A 23,431-nucleotide genomic window follows, 5' to 3' on the forward strand; every position below is an offset into this window, starting at 1 on the left:
TCATATCCGCAGAAGTCTAAGCCTGCGTATTAGGCGCGCTGCGCCAAAGGGGCAAGGGGGAATCAGTGCTGAGACAGTTGCAGGCCGGTGGGCGTAAAGGTCACGTCCATGCCGCTGCGCAATTCCTCGCGGAACAGATCGCCGATGGCACGCAACGCGTCGCGCTGGCCCCGGGCCGCGAACCGCTCGGCCGAGTTGATGCGAACCGAATTGTTGAATCCGCTGGCCGCATGCGCCCAGATCAGGGGATGCAGTTCGGTCATGTGATCGCGGATCAGCCACTGTGCGGCGTCATGAATTTGTGCACGGACAAGATCAGCCTTTTCGTTCAGACCGAGACCGTTCTGAATCGTGATGGCACAATAGGCAGACAGCATGTTGACCGTCTGCTGATCGGGGCGACGATGCAGAATGTCGTGCAACCCTTCCAGGAAGTATTCGACATCCAGCCGCGCGCAGGCTGCGGGGTCTTGCGTAATTGCATCAAACTGAACCCAGGTGTACCCGCCAGCGCCCCAGGTATCAGTGGTCCGGGCCGCATTGCGTAGCGCTTGCAGTTCCAACTCTTCGTAGCTGCCGAACCAGCGGGGCAGCAGGTGCGAGCCCATTGCCCGCATATGTCTGTGGTTCTGCGGGTCCAGTGTGATCAGCTTTTCATACTCATCGGCGACGCGGATTTTGGACTTGCGTTGACCGGCCAACAGGGCGCAGCTGGCCGCGGTCACCACCGGGCTGTTGGGGGCGGCTGCGCGGCACTTGGGCAAAAGCGCCGATGCCCGGTCGAAATGCGCGGCACAGCGTGATCGGTGCAGCGCGGGCAGGGTGGCGTCTGTACCGGTGCCCCGCCATGCCCAGGCCAGATCGATATGGGCCAGCGCAACAACCAGCGTGATCATCGGATCACTTCCATGCGCGCGCATCTCGTCTTCCAGCTCTGAGATACCGCCCAGCAGGTCATATTCGGACAGGGCGCTGCCGTCTGACAGGGCGTGTTCGACTGCCAGAACCACATCTGCGCGGGCCCCGAAAGCCAGTAAATCTGCAATCGGCATTCCGTCTGGCGCTGTGGCCCGGGCTTTGTCCGCCACACGCATCTGACGAGACAACTCGGACCAACGATCCTGTCTGGCCAGAGACCGTCCTTTTTCAATCGAGTCGCGCCCGATCATGTCTTCGGCAGCAATGCTGGCCAGAGGAATGTTCAACTGGCCGTGATCCGACAACATCGGTGCAAGGATGGGCTCTGCGCGCCGCGCAGTGCGTGACATTTGGTGGGAACGGGAAACAGACCGGGCCGATTTGGCCCTCAAAAACCGAAACATGGCAGACTCGAAACTTTTTAAAAACAGGTCGTTCAGATTGATAATTTGAACGAAAATCACTTCAAATTCAAGTTTGTTGACCCGGATTGCGGGGGTGTGATGTTCAATGATCGCGATGTGCTTTGATTGTTTCAAAGCACGTTGAAGTGGTGCCGTTCGGTTCGCAGGCCAGCCTTTTGAAGAATAACCTCAAATTCGTGGTGTGGTGGTGTGGCCTCTTCCGGAAGACGAATTTTTTTGCCGCTGGTCAAAACAACCGATGCGCGCACGGAAAAGTCCCAGCGGGTGTCGAATCGGACGTAATCTACCTCACTCAGCCGGATGTCAGCTGCGCGGCGACCCGAAAACCACGCGATCCGGTCCGCGTCCAAAGTCAGCCCTGCCCTGGTTGCGTGAACTACGTCCCAAAGCGCGGGCAGGGTGGCCAGACCGAACAAGCCGATCAGCCACCATGCCGCATCCAGCAGGACATGCAGGGCCGCAAGCACTATGTACACACAGATCAGGATCACAATGGTTCGCGGTGTCCTGTTGTGGCGTTCGAACGTGTAGGGCGTCATGCGTTCAGGATACGTGTCACCATCTCTGTGGTGTCGCGCGACAGATTGGGTGTATCCGCGATGCGGGTCAGTTGCGCCTGCATTGCGTGCTGACGGTCTGGGTCATACCGTTTCCATGTCTGAAACGCGGTGCACATGCGCGCGGTCGTCTGCGGGTTCACCGGATCCAGCCGGATCAGCCAATCTGCAAGCAACTCGTATCCCACCCCATCCGCGTGATGGAACCCGGCATGGTTCATTGCCAGCGCCCCCATGACGGCGCGGAAACGGTTGGGGTTCTTCCAGTTGAAATCCGCGTGTTTTGTCAGGTCACGTGCAATCCCGGCGGTGGTTTCCGGCGCAGCCGTAGTGACCTGCAGTCCAAACCACTTGTCCATGACCAGCCGGTCATGCTGCCATTGCTCATAGAATGCGGCCAGTTCCCGCTGGCCTGTACCCGACCGCAGTAGGCAGGCGAGGGCAGTCAGTTGGCGGGTCATGTTATTGGCCGCCGCATAGTCCTGAGCGGCCTGGGCACCGCCATCCAGTCTAGAGGTCAGGTACAGCGCGGCCCCGCCAAGCGCCCGTTTGCCCGCCTGATCGGCATCCGGACTAAAGGGGGCATCGATCAGGGTTTCGCTCAGCAAGCGCGGCAGCAGGTCCTGCATGTGTTGCGCCGTGGCCTGGCGCAGGGTTTCCACCGCTGTCCAGATTGCCATCGGATCCGGTGTATCTCCCTCATCAAACAGGGCAGCGGCCAGTTCGGACTGCGTCGGCAGGCCCAGCATCAGCGACCGGTAGGCCGGATCAAGGTCGCGATCGCGCAGCACCGTCAGCATGCCATCCAGATAATCCGTACCCGGTGCCTCGCCGGTGCGGATCATGCGCAGCAGGGTGCTTTGGGCCAGCGACCGGCCCGCTTGCCAGCGGTTGAACGGATCCGTGTCATGGGCCAGCAAAAAGGCGCGCTCGGCATCGGTGTGGTCATGCTCCAGAATGACAGGGGCCGAGAAGTCGCGCAGGATCGAGGCCACGGGCTTGGCCGCCAACCCGGTGAAGGCAAAGCTCTGTTTGGCTTCGGTCAGTTCCAGAACTTCGGTGGTCTGAACCTCGTCCCCGTCGGGGCCCAGCAGGCCTACGGCCACCGGGATCACCTGCGGCCGTTTCTCTGTCTGGCCCGGTGTGGGGGCGGTGTGCTGCGACAAGGTCAGGGTATAGGTGCCGTCGTCCCAACCTTCGTCCACAGTCACGCGCGGGGTGCCGGACTGGCTGTACCAGCGCTTGAACTGGGTCAGATCGCGGCCGGTGGTATCCTCGAACGCCTTGATCCAGTCCTCAATGGTGCAGGCCTGCCCGTCATGGCGGTCAAAATAGAGGTCCAGCGCGATCTTATACGCCTCATCGCCCACCAGACGTTTCAGCATCCCGATCAGCTCGGCCCCTTTTTCGTAAACCGTGGCGGTGTAAAAATTGTTGATTTCCTGAAAGCTTTCTGGCCGCACAGGGTGAGACAGCGGTCCGTTATCTTCAGGGAACTGGCGGGCGCGCAGGTCAATGGCATCATGGATGCGTTTGACCGGGGCCGAGCGCATGTCGGATGTGAACTGCGCATCGCGGAATACGGTCAGTCCCTCTTTGAGGCACAGCTGGAACCAGTCGCGGCAGGTGATGCGGTTGCCGGTCCAGTTGTGGAAATACTCATGCGCGATGATCGCTTCGATCCGTTCGAAATTGGCATCGGTCGAGGTTTCGGGGCTGGCCAGCACAGCCGAGGAGTTGAAGATGTTCAGCCCCTTATTCTCCATCGCGCCCATGTTGAAATCATCGACGGCCACGATGTTGAACACGTCCAGATCGTATTCACGGCCATAGACGTCCTCATCCCATTTCATGGACTTTTTCAGGGCCTCCATGCCGAAGGCACATTTGCCTTCATCGCCGGGGCGCACCCACAGGTTCAGGGCGACATCGCGCCCCGACATGGTGGTGAACTGGTCGGGATGGGCGATCAGGTCGCCGGCAACCAGCGCAAACAGATAGGCCGGTTTGGGCCACGGGTCGGTCCATTCGGCCCAGCCTTTGCCCTGACCGGACGGGTTGCCGTTTGACAGCAATACAGGCAGGTCGCCATGGATACGCACGGTAAAGGTGGACATCACGTCGGGGCGGTCGGGGTAATAGGTGATCTTGCGAAAGCCCTCGGCCTCGCACTGGGTGCAATACATGCCATTGGACATGTACAGCCCCTCAAGCGCGGTGTTGTTGCCGGGCTCGATCTCAACCTCGGCCTCCCAGATGAAGGGCGCGTCGGGGACCTGAGCGGTCAGGCCCTTATCTGTGACGTCGGGGGAAATCTCGGCCCCGTCGACCGCGGCGTGGATCAGGGTCAGATCCTCTCCATGCAGGAAAAAGGTACGGTCGGTGGCGTCCGGGTTGGGGCGGAAGGCCACACGGGACACGACGCGCGTTGCATGAGCGGCCAGATGAAAGGTCAAATGCACGCTGTCTACCAGATAGCCAAAGGGCGTGTAGTCTTTCAGGTAGATCGTCTTGGGGGCGGCGTCGCGCATATGGGGCCTCGCATCGGTTGGTGTCTGGCGCGACGTTATGGGCTGTGGCGGCGGGCTGCAAGCAGTGCGGTTGCAAGCGAAATGGGCGCTTTGGGAAATTTTGGTAAGATTTTTTTACCGAAATACCCCGGCCCATGTTGCCTATCGGAAACTTTCGTTCTAAATGCTGACAGCATACAACGGCGTACACCCGCGGGAGGTAAGGATGACCAGCAGACAAACACGCAGCGGACTTGAGGTTGATACGGTTCTGGCCACGTTCATCGAGGGCAAAGCTCTGCCCGGAACCGGTGTAACTGCTGAAGCGTTCTGGGATGGTCTGTCACGGATGGTGGCCGATCTGGGCCCCAAGAACCGCGACCTGCTGGCCAAGCGGGAAAAGATCCAGGGGCAGATCGACGCCTGGCATCTTGAGCGTAAAGGTCAGGCGCAGGACGCCGCCGCCTATCAGAGCTTTCTGCATGAAATCGGCTACCTGGTCGATGAAGGCGAAGATTTTCAGATCGACACGGCAAATGTCGACCCCGAGATTGCCGCCACTCCGGGTCCGCAGCTGGTTGTACCCATTACCAATGCCCGTTTTGCCCTGAACGCTGCCAATGCACGCTGGGGCAGCTTGTATGACGCGCTGTACGGCACCGACGCGATGGGCGATCTGCCCAATGCTGGCGGGTATGACGCGGCACGCGGCGTGCGGGTGATTGCATGGGCCAAAGCGTTTCTGGATGACGCGGTGCCGCTGGCTGCTGGTTCGTGGGCCGATGTTTCTGACCTGCGCGTCGACGGGGGCGTGTTGGTGCCTGCGTTGGCGGATGCTGCGCATTTTGTGGGGTTCGGCGGTGCGGCCGAGACACCGGATTTCGTGCTGCTGAAAAACAACGGCCTGCATATCAAGATCGTGATTGATGCCTCCAGCGACATCGGTGCTGCTGATCCGGCGGGCATTGCGGATGTCCATCTGGAATCTGCCCTGTCGACCATTATGGATTGCGAGGACTCGGTCGCTTGCGTCGATGCTGCGGACAAGGTCGTCGCCTATGGCAACTGGTTGGGCCTGATGAAGGGCGATCTTGCGGAAGAGGTATCCAAAGGTGGCAAAACCTTCACCCGCAGGCTGTCTGGGGATGTGGATTACACCACGGCGAGCGGCGCGCAGGCCACGTTGAAAGGCCGCTCGCTGATGCTGATCCGCAATGTGGGTCACCTGATGACCAACCCTGCCGTTATCGATGCCCAAGGCAATGAGATCGGTGAGGGCCTGATGGATGCGCTGTGCACCACTCTGATTGCGATGCACGATCTGCAACGTGAGGGCGGGAACTCGGTCACCGGGTCTGTCTATGTGGTCAAACCCAAGATGCACGGTCCCGAAGAAGTCGCCTTTGCGGTCGAGATTTTCGACATGGTCGAAGACATCCTTGGCCTGCCGCGTAATACCGTCAAGCTGGGCATCATGGATGAGGAACGCCGGACCTCGGCCAATCTGCGGGAGTGTATCCGCGCTGCAAAATCGCGGGTGGCCTTTATCAATACCGGTTTCCTGGACCGGACTGGGGACGAGATTCATACCTCGATCGAGGCGGGTCCGATGCTGCCCAAGGGCGACATGAAGGCGACGCCGTGGATTGCCTCTTACGAGGATCGCAATGTCGATATCGGTCTGGCCTGCGGCCTGAAGGGCAAGGCCCAGATTGGCAAGGGGATGTGGGCAATGCCCGACCGGATGGGCGATATGCTGGAACAAAAGATCGGCCACCCGCAATCCGGGGCCACCTGCGCCTGGGTGCCGTCGCCCACCGCAGCGACGTTGCACGCTACGCATTATCACAAGGTTGACGTTCTGGCCCGTCAGGACGAACTGGCCGCAGGCGGTGCGCGGGGCACGCTGGACGATCTGCTGACTGTTCCGCTGCTGGGTGGTCGCAACCTGAGTGCCGACGAAATCACCCGTGAAGTTGAGAACAATGCGCAGGGCATCCTTGGCTATGTGGTGCGCTGGGTCGATCAGGGGGTGGGCTGTTCGAAAGTGCCGGATCTGAACGATATTGGTCTGATGGAAGATCGCGCAACCTGCCGGATTTCCAGTCAGGCGCTGGCCAACTGGCTGCATCACGACGTTGTCAGCGAAGAACAGGTCATGACTGCAATGCAGAAAATGGCTGCGGTGGTTGACCGTCAGAACGAAGGGGACCCCGACTATCGCCCGATGGCCCCCGGCTTTGACGGTATCGCGTTTCAGGCGGCTTGCGATCTGGTCTTCAAGGGACGAGTTCAACCTTCGGGCTATACCGAGCCGGTTCTGCATGCGCGCCGTCTGGAACTGAAAGCAGCCTTGGGCTGAACGGCGAGTGCGGGAGCGAGGGGCCAGCCCCTCGCGCTCCCCGGGATATTTTTGGCCAGATGAAAGGGATCAGGAATGGCTGTTACGTTGCGCAAAGCCCGCACCATCATCCGCAAAGCTTTGGAAGAGGGGCGGCGGTTGGAGTTAAAGCCCCTTTCGGTCGTGGTTCTGGATGCAGGCGGCCATGTGATCGCGTTTGAGCGTGAAGACGGTGCCGCGCCCGGTCGGTTTGCGATTGCGCATGGCAAGGCTTACGGCTCGGTCATGCTGGGCATGGCCGGTAGCGCGCAAATGGCGCGGGCCGAGGCGCAGGCCTATTTCATGGCCGCAGTGAATGGCGTTTACGGCGGGCAGGTGGTGCCGGTTCCGGGCGGCGTTCTGTTGCGCGACAAAAAGGGGGCCGTGATCGGCGCGGTTGGTGTAACCGGTGACACCTCGGACAATGATGCAGCGGCTGCGTTGGTGGGGATCGAGGCGGCTGGTCTGGTCGGTGAAATCTAGGTGCATCGCCCCGCTTCGTGCTTGAAAAATGGGCTGCTGACCCTGTTTTTGGCGCGCTGTGCAGGGGTGAACAAGTACCTGCGCTGATACACAGGCTCTGTGCTATTGCGCGCGAGGGACCCTGCGGCTAGCTTTCCTGAAACCTTTCGTGTTCTAGGAAATCAGCAATGTCTCGGCCCGTCGTCGGTATCATCGGCAACTCTTACCTTATGAACGATGAATACCCGACCCATGCGGGCGGTACGATGAATTCAGATGCGGTTGCAAATGTTTGTGGCTGTCTGCCGCTGCTGATCCCCGCCGACCCGCGCTATGTCGAAGTGGAAGAGTTGCTGGAGGTCTGCGACGGCTTTCTGCTGACCGGTGGCCGGCCCAACGTTCACCCTGAGGAATATGGTGAGCCCGCGACCGAGGCGCATGGTGAGTTTGACCGCGCCCGCGATGCGATTGCCTTGCCGCTGGTACGGGCCTGCGTGGCGCGGGGGCAACCGTTCATGGGGATTTGCCGTGGCTTTCAGGAGGTCAACGTGGCCATGGGCGGGGCGCTTTATCCCGAAATCCGCGATCTGCCGGGGCGGATGAACCACCGCATGCCGCCGGATGGAACGCTTGAGGAAAAATTTGCCCTGCGTCACGTGGTGTCGCTGAGCGAAGGCGGTGTGTTTCACAAGCTTCTTGGTGCGTCAGAGGTCATGACCAACACCCTGCACGGTCAGGGCATCAAGCGGGTCGGGGACCGCGTGATCGTGGACGGATATGCGCCGGATGGCACGCCCGAGGCGATCTATATCAAGGATGCTCCCGGATTTACCCTGTCGGTGCAGTGGCACCCTGAATGGGACGCCATCAACGACCCGGTCTCGCGCCCCTTGTTCGAAGCCTTTGGGGCCGCTGTGCGCGCCTGGGCCGGTGGCACAAATGCGGGTCTGATGCAGCAAAGAGCCTGAAGTTTTTGCGCCGGCCCGCGAGAGGGGGTCTCGGACCGGCGCAGCGCGATCAGATCAGAAGATCGAACTGATTGATCAGCGGTAGAGAACGCGCACGTTCTCCGGTCAGGTCAAATAGCGCATTTCCAAGCGCAGGCATCGAAGGCGGCGTGCCGGGTTCGCCCGCGCCCCCCATATGCCGGTTGGTTTCCAGAACGCGAACCTCGACCTGAGGTGCGGTGTGCATGCGCAGGGCGTCATAGTCGGGGAAGTTAAACTGCTCGACCTCGCCTTCGCTGAACGTGATCTCGCCAAAACAGGCCGCCGACAGGCCGTACATCATGCCACCGAACATCTGCGCCTTGACGTTGTCGGGGTCCAGCGCCAGCCCCATATCGCAGGCGATCCACGCCTTATTGATGCGGATGGTGCCGTCTTCGTCCACCACCTCAATCACCTGAGCGACCGGTGTGCCAAAGCTGTAGGTAAATGCCACGCCGCGTCCGACGCCATCAGGCGTTTGTCCGGTCCAGCCCGACATCTCGCGCACGGCCTCCAGACATCCGGTCGAGGGCGCATGTTCGGATTTCATCAGCGCCAGCCGGAACTCCAGCGGGTCTTGTCCGGCGGCATGGGCCATCTCATCCATAAAGGTCTCATGGAAGAAGCCGTTATGGCTGTTGCCGACCGAGCGCCAGAATCCGACGGGGACATCCAGATTGGCGATGTGACCGGCCATCCGGTAGTTCGGGACCGCATAGGGTTGGTTGAAGAAGCCTTCGACCAGCACCTTGTCCGGGCCCGCGCCGGGCATGCCGGTATAACGCGTCACCGCCTGTTGCGTGCAGGATTGCGCGGCGACTTTGCCGTCGATCAGAACTGCCTTGCCGTCCTGCACCGCGCCGCGCATGCGGGCGATGGCGCCGGGGCGGTAATAGTCGTGACGGGTGTCTTCCTCGCGGCTCCAAGTGGTTTGCACCGGGGTGCCGGGCATGGCCATGGCGACCTTGGTCGCGATCTCGCCAAAGTCCAGTTCACCACGCCGACCAAAGCCGCCGCCCAGATAGGTGGTGTGAATCTGCACCGCCTCGGTATCCAGACCCGCAGTATTGGCCACGCGGAACCGGATCAGGGTCGGGGCCTGGTTGCCGCACCACAGCTCTAGCGCATCGCCGGTGAACAGCGCGGTGGCATTCATAGGCTCCATCGTGGCGTGGGCCAGATAGGGCAGTTGGTATTCAGCCGTGATCTCGGTCGCGCCTTCGGGCGTGACGCTGACATCGCCGTCGTCGCGCATGGTTGAGTTCGGGGCGTCATCGAACGCTTCGGCGATCTTGGCAAAGATACCATCTGTTTCGGGCGGATAGGGGGCATCGCCCCAGTCCACGTCGATGGCTTCGACCGCCTGATTGGCCAGCCATGTGTTGTTGGCGATCACCGCGACTCCGGTGCCCAGATCGACGATTTGTTCAACGCCGGGCATGGTTTTTGCTGCACTGTCATCAAAGCCGTTCATCGCGCCGCCCAGCTTTGGATTCATGCGCACGGCGGCGAATTTCATGCCGGGCAGGCGCACGTCGACGCCGAATTCCGCAGTGCCCGTCACCTTACCAACCATATCCAGACGTGGTTGGGTGCGGCCCAGATAGCGCCACTGGGATGGATCACGCAGCGCGACCTCGACCGGTTCAAGCGCTGCGGCATCCTCCGCCAAATCGCTATAGGCGATCTTGTCGCCATTGGGGACGATCACATGGCCCGAGGCAGTTTTCAACTCAGCCGGTTCAACGCCCAACCGGCTGGCTGCAGCGCGTTTCAAGGTCTCCCGCGCCGACGCGCCGGCCTGACGCATCCGCTCGAACCCGTCTTTCATCGAGGTTGAACCCCCGGTGACCTGCAGGCTGAGCGTTCGGCCCAGAACCCCCAGCATCTCACCCAGATTGTGCTGGAAGTCCGAGATGTCATAGCCCTTGTTGGGCAGACCCTCACCCACGAGGGCCGAGTTGTAGTAGGCCGCAGCAGCAGGTCCGTGCAGAACGGTGATCTGATCCAGATCGACATCCAGTTCTTCGGCGATCAGGGCGGCCCATGTGGTTTTGACGCCCTGACCCATCTCGGCCCGCGGGGCGAACAGGGTCACGCCGTTCTGGTCAATCAGGACAAACGGGTTCAGCGCGGCCTCACCCTTACCGGGGTTCAGAGGGTTCGGGGCGGGGCGGCTGACATAGTAACCACCAAAGGCCACACCGCCGACCACCGCAGCGGAGCCAATCAGGAAGGTGCGGCGGAGGATTTTACCAACAGATGCCATTGTTTACGCCTCCTTCAGCTTGCCAGCCGCATCGTGGATCGCGGCGCGGATACGGGGATAGGTGCCACAGCGGCACAGGTTGCCCTGCATCGCCTCGTCAATGTCAGTGTCTGAGGGGGCGGGGTTTTCGGCCAGCAACGCAGCCGCCTGCATGATCTGACCGGACTGGCAATAGCCGCATTGCGCGACCTGATGATCGACCCAGGCCTGTTGCAGCGCGTTCATCGCATTCGGCGTGCCGATCCCTTCGATCGTTGTCACATTGCCCCAGACATCCGACAGCGCCACCTGGCACGAGCGCACGGCCTCACCATCGATATGCACGGTGCAGGCCCCGCAGGCGGCGACGCCGCAGCCAAATTTGGTTCCGGTCAGGCCGACCTCATCCCGCAGCACCCAAAGCAGGGGGACATCGTCAGGCAGGTCAACCTGATGTTGCGTTCCGTTGATCTTCAGAGTGGTCGCCATGGCGTGCCTCGTTTAGCTGTGGCTGGTTTCTGACATGTTTATCGAAAAGTGTCAGTGTGTCAATTGACAAAATAGACAAAAACTGTCACCAGTTTCCTCATGACTGAGACGATTGACGATTCACGGCAAAAGGCGATCCTGAATTCGGCCTTTCAGGCCTTTGCCGCCTACGGGTACAAGAAGACCTCGATGGACGACATCGCGCGCGGTGCGGGCATGTCGCGTCCGGCGGTGTATCTGCATTACAAGAACAAAGAGGCGATCGTCAGCAAACTGACCGAGGTCTATTATGCTGAAAAAACCCAAGCCGTGGCGCAGGCGCTTGCCGAAGAAGGGCCCGTATCCGAGGTTCTGACCAAGGCCGTTCAGGTGCAGACAGCCGGGATCGCGACGATACTGGCCTCACCTCATGGGCTTGAGATGCTGGATAACACGAAATCCATGGCGGCCGATATTGTCGCCGCCGGAGAGGCACGGCTGGCAGAGCTCTACACAGACTGGCTGCAGCGGAAGGCGCAGGCCGGGCGGGTACGTCTGCTGAACGATGCTGAGGAAACCGGGCGCACGATTGCGGCCACGCTCAAAGGGCTCAAACTGATCGGCGCGGGGGCTGAGGTGTATGAACAACAGGTTGCGCAGATCGCGGCGCTGATTGGCACCGGGCTGGAAGTCAGGTAACCCGCTGACGCACCTTGTATTCCGGCGTGTCCCACAGGCGGTTCTGCATGATGTCGGCCAGAATATCGACGGCGCTTTCCACGTCCTGCTCATCAACATACAGCGGCGTGAACCCGAAACGCATGATATCGGGGGCCCGGAAGTCCCCGATCACTCCGCGCGCGATCAGGGCCTGCATGGCGGCATAGCCTTCGGTGAACCGGAATGAGACCTGACTGCCGCGCTGGTGCGGGTCGCGCGGGCTGGCCAATTCCAGCTCGGGGCAGGTGGCTTCGACGCGGGTGATGAAAAGTTCGGTCAGTTCAATGGACTTGGCGCGCACATCGGCCATCTCGGCCATGTCCCAGATATCCATGGCCGCCGACAGCGCTGTCATCTGAATGATCGGAGGGGTGCCGACCCGCATCCTCTCGATCCCGGTTCCGGGGCGGTAATCCAGATCAAACGCGAACGGAGATTCGTGACCCAGCCAACCGGACAGGGCGGGGCGCACCTGATCGGCCAGACGCGGCGCGACGTAGATAAAGGCAGGGGCACCGGGGCCGCCATTGAGGTATTTATAGGTGCACCCAACCGCGAAATCGGCGTTGCAGCCGGACAGATCCACAGGAATCGCCCCTGCCGAATGGGCCAGATCCCAGACGGTGACGGTGCCATTGGCATGCGCCAACTCGGTCAGTGCCTTCATGTCGTGCATCCGGCCCGAGCGATAGTCGACCTCGGTCAGCATCAGAACGGCGACGTCTTCGGTGATATGTGCCGCGACCTCTTCGGGCGCGACCACGCGCAATTCGTAATCCGGCCCCAGTGACCGCAGCAGCCCGTCCATCATATACAAGTCCGACGGAAAATTCCCGCTATCGGACAGGACAACTTTGCGGTCGGGGCGCAACTCAAGGGCTGAGGCCACGGCCTGATAGACCTTGATCGACAGGGTATCGCCCGTCACCACCGCACCGGGTTCCGCACCGATCAGCCGCCCGATGCGGTCGCCCAATCCAACAGGCAGCCCCATCCACCCGGCCTTGTTCCAGCCGGTGATCAGCATTTGCCCCCATTCTTTGACCAGCATGTCACTGACCCGTTCCCCAGCAGCACGCGGCAAAGGGCCCAGAGAGTTGCCATCCAGATAGATAACTCCGTCAGGCAGATCGAACATGGCTTTGGTTGCTTTGAAGTCGGTCATGAGTGCTCCGCTTTGGTGGTCAGCCTGCTTGTTGAAGATGGCTAACTGATGCGCATTGAACTGTCTACCGACGCATACGTTCCTTACCTGGGCGCAATAAATTGCTGCGACTATCTGGGGTTTTGATATTCGTGTCGGAAAGCGGTAGACAAACTGTCGAAAACGACACTTTCAGCAGAAGTGACACGCAGGTACTACGCACGCATGCAAAAAATTGACATCCCTCCAATCTGGCTTCTGGGGGCCGCGTGCCTTGCGTGGCTGCAATCGCGCTTTCTGCCTATGGGATTGTCTTTAGAGAGTTGGTTCACAGATCTTGCAAGCGGATTGCTGATTGGCGGTGGCATTATTCTGGCAGCGCTGGCAGTTGTCGAATTTCGTCGCCACAAAACAACGGTCTTCCCGCATCAGACACCCTCGCGGATGGTGCAAACGGGTATTTTCAAGCGCAGCCGGAACCCGATCTATCTGGGCGATGTATTGATCCTGACAGGTTTGATCCTTCGGTTCGATGCTGTTCTGTCTCTGGTTTTGGTTCCGATCTTTGTCTGGCTGCTGGAGCGCCGCTTTATCCTGCCGGAAGAGGATCGAATGCGCCGCACGTTTCGTGCGGATTTTGCCCGTTATGAAAAGCAGACGCGGCGATGGATCTGAAATGGACGTTAGTGACACAACGTAACAAATGCTGCAGTTGCGAAATAATCTTTCGCAAGTTAGATGGAGAATTGACTAAAAATGCGAAACGCGCGCGCGAACATATCGAATATTAGGGGGACGCACCGTTGAAGATAGGAACGCCAAAGGAAACTTTTGACGGTGAGAACCGGGTGGCGATGACGCCGGACTCGGCCCGTCAGTTACAAAAGCTGGGCTATGAGTGCCTGATCGAAAAAGGCGCAGGCGCTGCCGCCGGGTTTTCAGATGCAGCTTATGAAGAGGCCGGGGTCGAGGTCATCAAAACTGCGGCTTCGCTTTGGAAAGCGGCTGATATCGTCGCCAAGGTCCGTCAACCCAACGAAACCGAGCTGAAGCGTCTGACCAAGGGCAAGACGCTGATTTCTTTCTTCAACCCGGCCGGGAATGAAGAAGGTATGGAGCTGGCCAAATCCAAGGGCGCCAACGTCATCGCCATGGAGATGGTGCCGCGTATTTCGCGTGCCCAGAAGATGGATGCTTTGTCCTCAATGGCCAATATCGCGGGCTATCGCGCGGTGATCGAGGCGGGCAACAACTTTGGCCGTTTCTTCACCGGTCAGGTGACGGCTGCCGGTAAGGTGCCGCCTGCCAAGGTGCTGATTGTCGGCGCGGGTGTGGCCGGTTTGGCTGCCATTGGGACGTCGACCTCGCTGGGTGCGATCACCTATGCGTTCGACGTGCGCCCCGAAGTGGCCGAGCAGGTCGAATCCATGGGGGCTGAGTTCGTCTATCTGGATTTCGAGGAAGACCAACAGGATGGCGCGGCCACCGGCGGCTATGCCAGCGTCCAGTCCGAGGAGTTCCGTGAGGCGCAGCTGGCCAAGTTCCGCGAACTCGCGCCCGAGATGGACATCGTGATCACCACCGCGCTGATCCCGAACCGCGAAGCGCCAGAACTTTGGACCAAGGATATGGTCGAAGCGATGAAGCCGGGTTCGGTCATTGTGGACCTTGCGGCGGAAAAAGGCGGCAACTGCAAGCTGACCGTGGCAGATGAGAAGATCGTGACCGACAATGGTGTGACCATCATCGGCTATACCGATTTTCCCAGCCGGATGGCTGCACAGGCCTCGTCGCTTTATGCAACAAACATCCGTCACATGATGACTGATCTGACGCCTGAAAAGGATGGTCAGATCAATCACGACATGGAAGATGACGTGATCCGCGGCGCGACCGTGACCCATGAGGGTGAGATCACCTTCCCGCCGCCACCGCCGAAAGTGCAGGCAATCGCGGCCCAGAAAAAGCCCGAGGTCAAGGAGCTGACCCCGGAAGAGAAAAAGGCGCAGGAGATTGCCGCCTTCAAGGCGCAGACCAAACAGCAGTTCACCCTGCTGGGCGTGGGTGGCGTGCTCATGCTGCTGGTGGGGCTGGTGGCTCCGGCCAGCTTCATGCAGCACTTCATCGTGTTCGTGCTGGCGGTGTTCGTGGGCTTCCAGGTGATCTGGGGCGTGGCGCACAGCTTGCACACTCCGCTGATGGCGATCACTAACGCGATCTCGTCGATCATCATCGTCGGGGCGCTTATGCAGATCGGATCGGGGTCGTTCCTGGTCATTCTGCTGGCAGCGCTGTCTGTTTTCATGGCCGGAATCAACATTTTCGGCGGCTTTCTTGTCACCCGGCGCATGCTCGCCATGTTCCAGAAATCTTAAGGAGGCCGGGTAGATGGAAGGCTTTACCACTGCCGCGTATGTTGTTGCGGCTGTTCTGTTCATTCTTTCCCTCGGCGGTCTGTCGAACCAGGAAAGCGCCAAGCGCGCTGTCTGGTACGGTATCGTCGGTATGGCGCTGGCGGTGTTCGCCACGCTGGTTGGTCCGGGTTCCGGTCTGTGGCTGTTGTCGCTGCTGCTGATCGCGGGCGGGGGCTTTATCGGCCAATATGTCGCCAAGCGCGTGCAGATGACCGAGATGCCGCAGCTGGTCGCCGCGATGCACTCGCTGGTTGGTCTGGCTGCTGTGTTCGTGGGGTTCAATGCGCATTTCGAAATCCAGAACGTGGCCGAGGTGTTTGCAATTGCCGATGCCGCAAAAGAGGTCGAACTGTCAGGTCTGGGTGATTTTGCCCAGTTGATCGCCAAGAAAACTCCGGCGGAGCTGGCGATCCTGCATGTGGAACTGTTCCTGGGTATCTTTATCGGTGCGATCACCTTTACCGGATCGGTTGTGGCGTATGGCAAACTGGCGGGCAAGGTGACATCCGTGGCCACGAAGCTCCCCGGCGGTCATGCCTTGAACGCGGCAGCTGCGGGTCTGTCGTTCATCTGTCTGATCTGGTACACCAGTTCGGGCGGGTTCTTCCCGCTGTTCCTGATGACACTTGCGGCGCTGTTCATCGGCTATCACCTGATCATGGGTATCGGCGGTGCCGACATGCCGGTGGTGGTGTCGATGCTGAACTCGTATTCGGGCTGGGCAGCTGCGGCGATTGGTTTCAGCCTTGGCAATGACCTGCTGATCGTTGTCGGCGCGCTGGTGGGCTCGTCGGGTGCGATCCTGTCCTACATCATGTGTAAGGCGATGAACCGTCACTTTGTCAGCGTGATCCTGGGCGGCTTTGGTGGCCCGCAGGGTGAACAGATGGCGGTTGAAGGCGAACAGGTGGCCATTGATGCTGATGGCGTTGCGGCGGCGCTGAACGACGCAGACAGCGTGATCATCATTCCGGGCTACGGTATGGCGGTAGCGCAAGCGCAGCAGTCGGTGTCCGAGTTGGTCCGTAAATTGCGCGCCAAGGGCAAAGAGGTGCGTTTTGCGATCCACCCCGTTGCAGGTCGTCTGCCAGGCCACATGAACGTTCTGCTGGCCGAAGCAAAGGTGCCTTATGACATCGTGCTGGAAATGGATGAGATCAACGAAGACTTTCCAGACACGGATGTGGCCATCGTCATCGGTTCGAACGACATCGTGAACCCTGCGGCGCAGGAAGACCCAAACAGCCCCATCGCCGGGATGCCGGTTCTGGAATGCTGGAAGGCCAAGCAGGTGTTCGTGTCGAAACGGGGTCAGGGTACCGGCTATTCCGGCATCGAAAACCCGCTGTTCTTCAAGGAAAACACACGGATGTTCTATGGCGACGCAAAACAGTCGCTGGACAAGCTCTTGCCGATGATCGACTGATCTGAGGCCGTTATCAAAATGCAAAGGGCGCCTGCGGGCGCCCTTTTCTTTTTTGGTGGTGATGGGGGCTTTGCCCCCAAACCCCCAGGATATTTTTGGCCAGATGAAGCAGGCGGAGTAGTATGGGCGCGTGTCGCGTTAGGAGGGTGGGATGCAGAAGGTGAATGGAATTGGCGGAGTGTTCTTTCGTGCGCGTGACCCTGAGGCTTTAACTGCGTGGTACGAGGAGCATCTTGGTGTATCGCATTACGATCCGGTGCCGTGGCGGCAGCGTGAGGGGTATACGGTTTTTGCGCCGTTTCCCGAGGATACCGATTATTTTGGGCGGTCGGATCAGCAGTGGATGATCAATTTCCGCGTTGATGATTTGGAGGCTCTGAGCAGGCAATTGGAAAGTGCGGGTATCGCGGTTGAAAGCAAGCCGGAATGGGACAGTGAGGTTGGAAAATTCGCCCGTATTCACGATCCCGAAGGCAACCCCATCGAGTTGTGGCAGCCAAATCAATGACCTGATTGGCGTGTATACTGTCGTATTCTCGCAAGTTCATGAAATGGAAGAGAATTGATGTCTCTGGCATTGCTCGTATAGTGCCCGCAGGAGACGGAGCCCTGAATGACGCCTATTGATGATCACCCGCTGCGCTATGCGCTGGCCAATGAACTGCATGCCCGCCCGTTTCCTGTGGCGGCGGCGCCCTGTACGGTGGTTTTTCTGGCGATTAAAAAGCCGGATGCTGCGGTGGCGCGGGACCGGGATCAGGACCTGGCCCATCTGATCCAGCTGCTGGATCGGCATGGCGCACCACATCCGCAGCCCGAGGCCACACATTACGCCGGACAGATCGGGCGGTATTGGCTGAAATGGGAACAGCATACTGAGTTTGTGACCTATACCGCGATTGCGCAAAACGTCAGTGACCGGGCGTTTAACCCGGCAGATTTTGAGGTGTTTCCTGCCGACTGGTTGGCCGCCAGCCCCGGACAACGGTTTACTTCGGCGATGATCCGTGTGGTGGAGCGTGAGGCGGATCAAAAGGTTGAGTCTGCGCTGGCGGATTGGTTTGAGCCCGAAAGCCTGGCCGTGGCGCGCGTATTGGATGATGCTGCGATCTGTGCCAGCGATTTCCGCATCGATCCCGCAGGGCATGTGCGGTTTGCGCTGTTTATCCCTGAGGGGACCGGGCGCCGCAGAACAGGGCGGCTGATCCAGCGTCTGTGCGAGATTGAGACCTATAAAGCGATGTCGATGCTGGGCTTTGCCCGCGTTAAGCAACTGACGCCACGGATCGGAGAGTTGGACGGGCAACTGACCCAGTTGATGGGGCAGATGTCGGGCAACTCGGCGCATCCGGATGAGTTGCTGCAACGGCTGCTGTCGACTTCGATCGAATTGGAGACGCTGTCGGCCCAATGTTCGTTCCGGTTTGGGGCGACAGGGGCCTATGAGGCCATCGTGAACCAGCGGGTCACAGTGCTGCGCGAAGAGCGGTTCAAGGGCCGTCAGAGTTTTGCCGATTTCATGATGCGCCGGTACGATCCGGCGATGCGCACGGTGAAATCGACCGAGCGCCGCCTGCAGGCGCTGTCGGACCGGGCCATCCGTGCGGGTGAGCTATTGCGGACGCGGGTTGATGTGGAACGCAGTGCACAGAACCAGGCGTTGCTTGAGAGTATGGACCGCCGGGCCGATCTGGCCTTGCGCCTTCAACACACGGTCGAAGGTTTGTCGGTGGTGGCGATCAGTTACTATGCGGTCTCGCTGGCTAGCTATCTGCTGTACCCGTTGACCAAGGCGGGGATCAGCAAGGGGATGCTGACCGCGGCGGTGACTGTGCCCGTTGTTCTGGCGGTCTGGTTCGGCATCAGGCAAATCCGTAAACGACTGGAGTGATCCGCGTTTGCCAAACCGGGCGCAAGCTGTAGAACTGACGCAACTGGCGTTGTGTTCAAAGGAAACCCCGTGATCGGACTCTGGGCTGCGTGGCGTGCTGTGGCGGCCATGTTCATTCTGAATGGTGCGCTGTTTGGTATCTGGGCGTCCCGTATTCCTGCGGTACGGGACAGGCTGGACCTGACGCATGAGGCGCTGGGCTATGGACTTTTGTTCATGGCGGCGGGGGCTGTGTGCTCGTTCCCGGTGACAGGGCGGCTGACCGACCGGTTCGGAGCCGTTGCGCTGACGCGGATCATTGCGGTTCTTTACACTGCGTCGTTGATCCTGCTTGCGCTTGCCGATGGGTTCTGGGCGTTGGCGGGATTTCTGTTCATATTCGGGGCCTTTCACGGATCGATGGATGTGGCCATGAACGCCTGGGCGGCTGAGGTCGAACAGACCTATGACAAGCCCGTCATGTCATCCTTTCACGCGATGTGGAGCCTTGGGGCCGGGTTGGGCGCGCTCAGCGGCTATGGTGCAGTGCAGATGGGCCTGTCGGTGATGCAGCACTTTTTACTCGCAGGGGGCGTGGTTGTTGCGCTGGCGCTGGCCTTGTCATGGGTCAGGTGGACGTCCCGTCGGGCTGAAACGCACGGCGGCGCGGTGTTTGCTTTGCCATCCGGTGCCTTGGTTCTGGTTGGCTTTACAGCGCTCTGCGGTGCGCTGGGCGAAGGGGCCGTGGCGGATTGGAGCGCGATTTTTCTGCGGGATGTAACTGGCGCGGCTGAGAGTGTCGCAGCCCTTGGATACGCTGTGTTTTCTGTGACCATGGTGGCGTTTCGATTGGCTGGGGGTTTTGTGATTGCGCGGTTCGGCCCCGTCGTGACGGCTCGTTTTGGCGGTGTTTGTGCAGCGCTGGGGGTACTGGGCGTGGTCACGGCTGCCGAGGCGGGTTTGGCGCTGGCCGGCTTTGCGTTGATGGGGGTGGGCTATGCCATGATCATGCCCTTGGCCTTTAGCCGGGCGGCCAATGATCCGAATGTGCCGCCCGGGCAGGCCATCGCCAGCGTGGCAACGCTGGGTTATGGCGGGTTGTTGATCGGCCCGCCGCTTATTGGGTTTTTGGCAGAGATGCTTACATTACGCTTGGCCTTTGCGGCGCTGCTGCCTCTGGCGGTGCTGATTGTCCTGCTGTCCGGCGCGCTGCGGCCTGCGCCTTTGGATTGACGACTACCCGCCGGGGCGTCTCCGGCGCAATGAACTGACTGGGAGAGACCTATGCCAATCAAAAACCGTTTTGCCGAGTTGCAGAGTGAAATCACCGAATGGCGTCGTGACATTCACGAAAACCCTGAAATCCTGTTTGAGACCCACCGCACCAGTGCCCTAGTCGCCGATAAGCTGAAAGAGTTTGGCTGTGACGAGGTCGTTACCGGCATTGGTCGCACGGGCGTTGTGGGGGTGATCAAGGGCAAGGTTGATACCGGCGGCAAGGTGATCGGTCTGCGGGCAGACATGGATGCGCTGCCCATCCATGAGGCGACGGGTCTGGACTATGCATCCAAGACCGATGGGGCCATGCATGCCTGCGGTCATGACGGTCATACGGCGATGCTGCTTGGGGCGGCGAAATACCTGTCGGAAACCCGGAACTTTGACGGCACCGTTGTAGTGATTTTCCAGCCTGCCGAAGAGGGCGGCGGCGGCGGTCGTGAGATGTGCGAAGACGGTATGATGGACCGCTGGGGCATTCAGGAGGTTTATGGCATGCACAACTGGCCCGGTCGTCCGGTGGGCAGCTTTGCCATTCGCCCCGGCGCGTTCTTTGCCGCCACCGATCAGTTCGACATTGCGTTTGAGGGCAAGGGCGGACACGCGGCCAAGCCCCATGAAACCGTTGATACGACCGTGATGGCTGCTCAGGCAGTTCTGGCCCTGCAAACGATCGCTGCGCGCAATGCGGACCCGGTGGATCAGGTGGTGGTGTCTGTGACGTCGTTCGAAACCTCGTCCACGGCGTTCAACGTGATCCCGCAGAAGGTGCAGTTGAAAGGGACGGTGCGCACGATGAGCCGCGAGATGCGCGATCTGGCTGAGGTACGTATCAAAGAGATTTGCGCGGGCGTTGCCGCGACCTTTGGGGGGGCGGCGGACGTAACCTATTACCGGGGCTATCCGGTGATGGTAAACAGTGATGCGCAAACCGATTTCGCGGCAGAGGTTGCACGCTCGGTGTCGGGCAATTGCGACGAGGCGCCGTTGATCATGGGCGGCGAGGATTTCGCCTTTATGCTGGAGGAGCGGCCGGGGGCCTATATTCTGGTTGGCAATGGCGATACTGCTGCGGTGCACCATCCCGAGTATAATTTCAACGATGAGGCCATTCCCGCCGGGTGCAGTTGGTGGGCTGAGATTGTTGAACAGAGGATGCCTGCGGCTTGAACGGACGCGCCGGGTGGGGGCTCTGCCCCCACACCCCCGGGATATTTTTAGCCAGATGAAGAGGGATCCTGGCGCGTCAGGTCGAGCTGGGCGCATAGGGTTTCCACCACGGCGTCGAGGGCCGATTGTTGGGTGTTGACGCAGGATTTGGCGGCTTGTTGTGCCGTGTTCAGGGCGTTTGGGTCGGAGAGCCAGTCTGACACGGCTTGGGTAAGGTCTGCGGCGGATTGTACTTGGATTGCACCGCCTGCCTTGATGAGAGGCGCGAAGGTCTCAGCAAAGTTGAAATAGCCCGGCCCGGTGATCACGGCTGCTCCGGCCTGGGCGGTTTCAAAGGGGTTGTGGCCTCCGATCTCTTTTAGGGAGCCGCCGAGGAACACGATGGGGCAGAGCGCGTACCATGTGCCGGTCTCGCCCAGCGTGTCGGCCACGTAGATTTGGGTGTCTTTGGTGATTGGGTCGTTTGCGGACCTGAACGCTGTCGTTTGCCCGGCGGTCTGGATCAGCCGTGCTACGTCAGCGCGGCGTTCGGGGTGGCGGGGGATCAGCAATAGCAGCAGGTTCGGCCAGCGTTTGAGCAGGTCCGCATGGGCGGCCAGAACCGTTTCCTCTTCGCCCGCATGTGTGGAACTGGCGATCCAGATGGGGCGGTCGCCAATCTGGGCGTGGATGTCGGACAGGGTGGACTGGTCCACCGGCAGAGGGTCGGACATAGACTTCAGGTTCGTGCCGGGTTGAACGCGCGCGGGCTGTGCGCCCATGTCGATCAGGTTTTTGGCGGTTTTGTCGTTCTGGGTCAGGAACAGGCGAAAGTGGTCCAGAATGAAGCGGGCCGTGTCGGAGCGTTTTTTCCAGCCTGCGACGGATTTATCCGACAGTCGGGCGTTGAGCAGGGCCAAGGGTATCCCGCGCCTCGCGCTTTCAATAATCAGGCGCGGCCAGATTTCGCTTTCGACAAAGATCCCCGCATCCGGCTGCCAGTGATCCAGAAAGCGCCGCACCGGGCCGGGCATGTCAAGCGGCGGGTATTGATGGCGGGCACGCGGTGGCATGCGTTTTTCGATCAGCGCCGCAGAGGTGGGTGTGCCCGAAGTGATCAGAAACGAGGCATCGGGCAGCCGTTCACCCAGCCGCTTGATCAGGCTGATGACCGACAGGGTTTCGCCCACGCTGGCGGCGTGGAACCAGATAATGCGTCCATCGGGGCGGGGCAGGCTGGCATGGCCCAGCCGTTCTTTTTGGCGAACACTGGGGACATCCGCGGCCTGCAGCTTTTTGCGAACCGCGCGCCAGACCAGAGGGCCCGCAACAGCGGTCAGACCGCAATACAGATGGTAGAGCAGCGTCGGTCGGCCAGAAGGGGCGGCCATATCAGCCGCCTGTGTGGCTCATGTGGCGGCTCATCTGGCCGTCGACCGCCTGACGGGAATAGTCGAAATCGTGCCCTTTGGGTTTGAGATTGATCGCAGCGCGGATCGCATCCTCAAGCGGTTGTTCGGTGTCGGGGTGGTCGCGCAGGGCACCGCGCAGATCAGCCATGTCCTCTTGCCCGAGGCACATATACAGCTCACCGGTGCAGGTCAGGCGTACGCGGTTGCAACTTTCGCAGAAATTATGGGACAGTGGCGTGATAAAGCCGATCTTTTGGCCCGTCTCCTCAAGCCGTACATAGCGGGCAGGCCCGCCGGTCCGCTCGGCCAGATCGGACACCGTATAGTGGTTCTCGTATTCCTTGCGCACGTCTTTCAGCGACCAGTACTGATCAAGCCGATCCTCGTTGCCGATATCGCCCATGGGCATGACCTCGATCCAGGTCAGGTCCATGTCACGCTCGGCACACCATTCGGTGATGCGGGGCAGTTCGGGTTCGTTAAAGCCTTTCAGGGCCACCGCGTTGATCTTGATCCTAAGACCGGCCTTTTGTGCAGCATCGATCCCATTCAACACCTGTTTCAGCCGACCCCAGCGGGTGACCTTGGCGAACTTGTCCTCATCCAGCGTATCCAGCGAGACATTTACCCGCCGCACCCCGGCCGCATACAGATCATCAGCAAAACGATGCAGCTGTGAGCCATTGGTGGTCAGCGTCAGTTCTTTCAGCGCGCCGCTGTCCAGATGGCGGGTCATGCTGTTGAAAAACGTCATGATACTGCGGCGCACCAGCGGCTCACCACCAGTGATCCGCAGCTTTTCCACGCCCATCTTCACGAAGGTCGAGCACATGCGGTCCAGCTCTTCCAAGGTTAGCAGGTCTTTTTTAGGGAGGAACTTCATATCCTCTGACATGCAATACACACAGCGGAAATCGCAGCGGTCCGTAACGGAGACGCGGAGATAGGTGATGGCACGTGCGAACGGGTCGATAAGCGGAGCAGTCATGCGTTATAGGTAAAGCCGGGACATGGCTTGGACAAGGGCGAAGTTTCCTTTGCGCTGGTACAGATGCGCACAG

19 protein-coding genes are annotated in these 23,431 nt (G+C 60.1%); 11 read left to right on the forward strand and 8 right to left on the reverse strand.

From position 1 onward, the window contains the following. Nucleotides 1-62: 62 nt before the first annotated feature. The 3 genes from ACR0J5_RS02825 to pepN all read right to left on the reverse strand — a co-directional run bounded on the left by ACR0J5_RS02825 (nucleotide 63) and on the right by pepN (nucleotide 4,431). A complete protein-coding gene (locus ACR0J5_RS02825) occupies nucleotides 63-1,268 on the reverse strand; it encodes a hypothetical protein (RefSeq protein ID WP_480650332.1) in 1,206 nt (401 codons plus the stop codon). A 185-nt stretch (nucleotides 1,269-1,453) separates the two neighbouring features. Then, nucleotides 1,454-1,882: a hypothetical protein gene (locus tag ACR0J5_RS02830; RefSeq protein ID WP_480650333.1), complete on the reverse strand. Its 429-nt coding sequence runs from the start codon at nucleotides 1,880-1,882 to the stop codon at nucleotides 1,454-1,456. After that, a complete protein-coding gene (gene pepN, locus ACR0J5_RS02835) occupies nucleotides 1,879-4,431 on the reverse strand; it encodes an aminopeptidase N (protein ID WP_480650334.1) in 2,553 nt (850 codons plus the stop codon). Before pepN ends, ACR0J5_RS02830 begins: the two co-directional genes overlap by 4 nt. A 205-nt stretch (nucleotides 4,432-4,636) precedes the next feature. Between pepN and ACR0J5_RS02840 the strand changes: the two genes are divergently transcribed. The 3 genes from ACR0J5_RS02840 to ACR0J5_RS02850 all read left to right on the forward strand — a co-directional run bounded on the left by ACR0J5_RS02840 (nucleotide 4,637) and on the right by ACR0J5_RS02850 (nucleotide 8,220). Then, nucleotides 4,637-6,772, forward strand: coding sequence for a malate synthase G (locus ACR0J5_RS02840; protein WP_480650335.1), 2,136 nt, complete (start codon nucleotides 4,637-4,639; stop codon nucleotides 6,770-6,772). A gap of 75 nt (nucleotides 6,773-6,847) precedes the next feature. Next, the gene (locus ACR0J5_RS02845; RefSeq protein ID WP_480650336.1) at nucleotides 6,848-7,273 is read left to right on the forward strand and encodes a GlcG/HbpS family heme-binding protein; all 426 of its coding nucleotides are present in this window, start codon (nucleotides 6,848-6,850) and stop codon (nucleotides 7,271-7,273) included. Nucleotides 7,274-7,440: 167 nt separating this feature from the next. Continuing rightward, a complete protein-coding gene (locus tag ACR0J5_RS02850; protein ID WP_480650337.1) occupies nucleotides 7,441-8,220 on the forward strand; it encodes a gamma-glutamyl-gamma-aminobutyrate hydrolase family protein in 780 nt (259 codons plus the stop codon). A 49-nt stretch (nucleotides 8,221-8,269) separates the two neighbouring features. Here ACR0J5_RS02850 and ACR0J5_RS02855 read toward each other — a convergent pair whose 3' ends face one another. After that, nucleotides 8,270-10,510 (reverse strand): xanthine dehydrogenase family protein molybdopterin-binding subunit, encoded by a 2,241-nt coding sequence (locus ACR0J5_RS02855; RefSeq protein ID WP_480650338.1) that lies wholly within the window; start codon nucleotides 10,508-10,510, stop codon nucleotides 8,270-8,272. A 3-nt stretch (nucleotides 10,511-10,513) separates the two neighbouring features. Then, a complete protein-coding gene (locus ACR0J5_RS02860; protein WP_480650339.1) occupies nucleotides 10,514-10,978 on the reverse strand; it encodes a (2Fe-2S)-binding protein in 465 nt (154 codons plus the stop codon). Nucleotides 10,979-11,077: 99 nt separating this feature from the next. On the opposite strand from ACR0J5_RS02860, the gene ACR0J5_RS02865 reads away from it, so the two are divergent. After that, nucleotides 11,078-11,656, forward strand: coding sequence for a TetR/AcrR family transcriptional regulator (locus tag ACR0J5_RS02865; protein WP_480650340.1), 579 nt, complete (start codon nucleotides 11,078-11,080; stop codon nucleotides 11,654-11,656). On the opposite strand, the gene kynU is transcribed toward ACR0J5_RS02865, so the two are convergent. Next, nucleotides 11,649-12,842 (reverse strand): kynureninase, encoded by a 1,194-nt coding sequence (gene kynU / locus ACR0J5_RS02870; protein WP_480650341.1) that lies wholly within the window; start codon nucleotides 12,840-12,842, stop codon nucleotides 11,649-11,651. The two genes, ACR0J5_RS02865 and kynU, sit on opposite strands and share 8 nt — an antisense overlap. Before the next feature lie 204 nt (nucleotides 12,843-13,046). Here kynU and ACR0J5_RS02875 point away from each other — a divergent pair, with 204 nt between their 5' ends. The 7 genes from ACR0J5_RS02875 to ACR0J5_RS02905 all read left to right on the forward strand — a co-directional run bounded on the left by ACR0J5_RS02875 (nucleotide 13,047) and on the right by ACR0J5_RS02905 (nucleotide 20,979). Further along, nucleotides 13,047-13,496 carry a methyltransferase family protein gene (locus ACR0J5_RS02875; protein WP_480650342.1) on the forward strand — a complete coding sequence of 150 codons (450 nt, stop codon included), beginning with the start codon at nucleotides 13,047-13,049 and terminating at the stop codon, nucleotides 13,494-13,496. Between the two features lie 128 nt (nucleotides 13,497-13,624). Then, entirely contained in the window at nucleotides 13,625-15,196 is a 1,572-nt protein-coding gene (locus ACR0J5_RS02880) for a Re/Si-specific NAD(P)(+) transhydrogenase subunit alpha (protein WP_480650343.1), read from the forward strand. Nucleotides 15,197-15,209: 13 nt separating this feature from the next. Continuing rightward, complete coding sequence (locus ACR0J5_RS02885) at nucleotides 15,210-16,661, forward strand: NAD(P)(+) transhydrogenase (Re/Si-specific) subunit beta (protein WP_480650344.1); 1,452 nt, start codon at nucleotides 15,210-15,212, stop codon at nucleotides 16,659-16,661. Between the two features lie 151 nt (nucleotides 16,662-16,812). Further along, entirely contained in the window at nucleotides 16,813-17,169 is a 357-nt protein-coding gene (locus tag ACR0J5_RS02890) for a VOC family protein (protein ID WP_480650345.1), read from the forward strand. Between the two features lie 105 nt (nucleotides 17,170-17,274). Continuing rightward, nucleotides 17,275-18,552: a DUF3422 family protein gene (locus ACR0J5_RS02895; RefSeq protein WP_480650346.1), complete on the forward strand. Its 1,278-nt coding sequence runs from the start codon at nucleotides 17,275-17,277 to the stop codon at nucleotides 18,550-18,552. Nucleotides 18,553-18,621: 69 nt separating this feature from the next. Continuing rightward, nucleotides 18,622-19,764: an MFS transporter gene (locus ACR0J5_RS02900; RefSeq protein ID WP_480650347.1), complete on the forward strand. Its 1,143-nt coding sequence runs from the start codon at nucleotides 18,622-18,624 to the stop codon at nucleotides 19,762-19,764. A gap of 51 nt (nucleotides 19,765-19,815) precedes the next feature. After that, nucleotides 19,816-20,979 carry a M20 aminoacylase family protein gene (locus ACR0J5_RS02905; RefSeq protein ID WP_480650348.1) on the forward strand — a complete coding sequence of 388 codons (1,164 nt, stop codon included), beginning with the start codon at nucleotides 19,816-19,818 and terminating at the stop codon, nucleotides 20,977-20,979. 47 nt (nucleotides 20,980-21,026) lie between these two features. Here ACR0J5_RS02905 and ACR0J5_RS02910 read toward each other — a convergent pair whose 3' ends face one another. Then, a complete protein-coding gene (locus ACR0J5_RS02910; protein WP_480650349.1) occupies nucleotides 21,027-22,349 on the reverse strand; it encodes a 3-deoxy-D-manno-octulosonic acid transferase in 1,323 nt (440 codons plus the stop codon). 1 nt (nucleotide 22,350) lies between these two features. Then, the gene (gene moaA, locus ACR0J5_RS02915) at nucleotides 22,351-23,358 is read right to left on the reverse strand and encodes a GTP 3',8-cyclase MoaA (RefSeq protein WP_480650350.1); all 1,008 of its coding nucleotides are present in this window, start codon (nucleotides 23,356-23,358) and stop codon (nucleotides 22,351-22,353) included. Between the last annotated feature and the right edge of the window lie 73 nt (nucleotides 23,359-23,431).

It is taken from the genome of Ruegeria sp. BE1 (assembly GCF_056538885.1).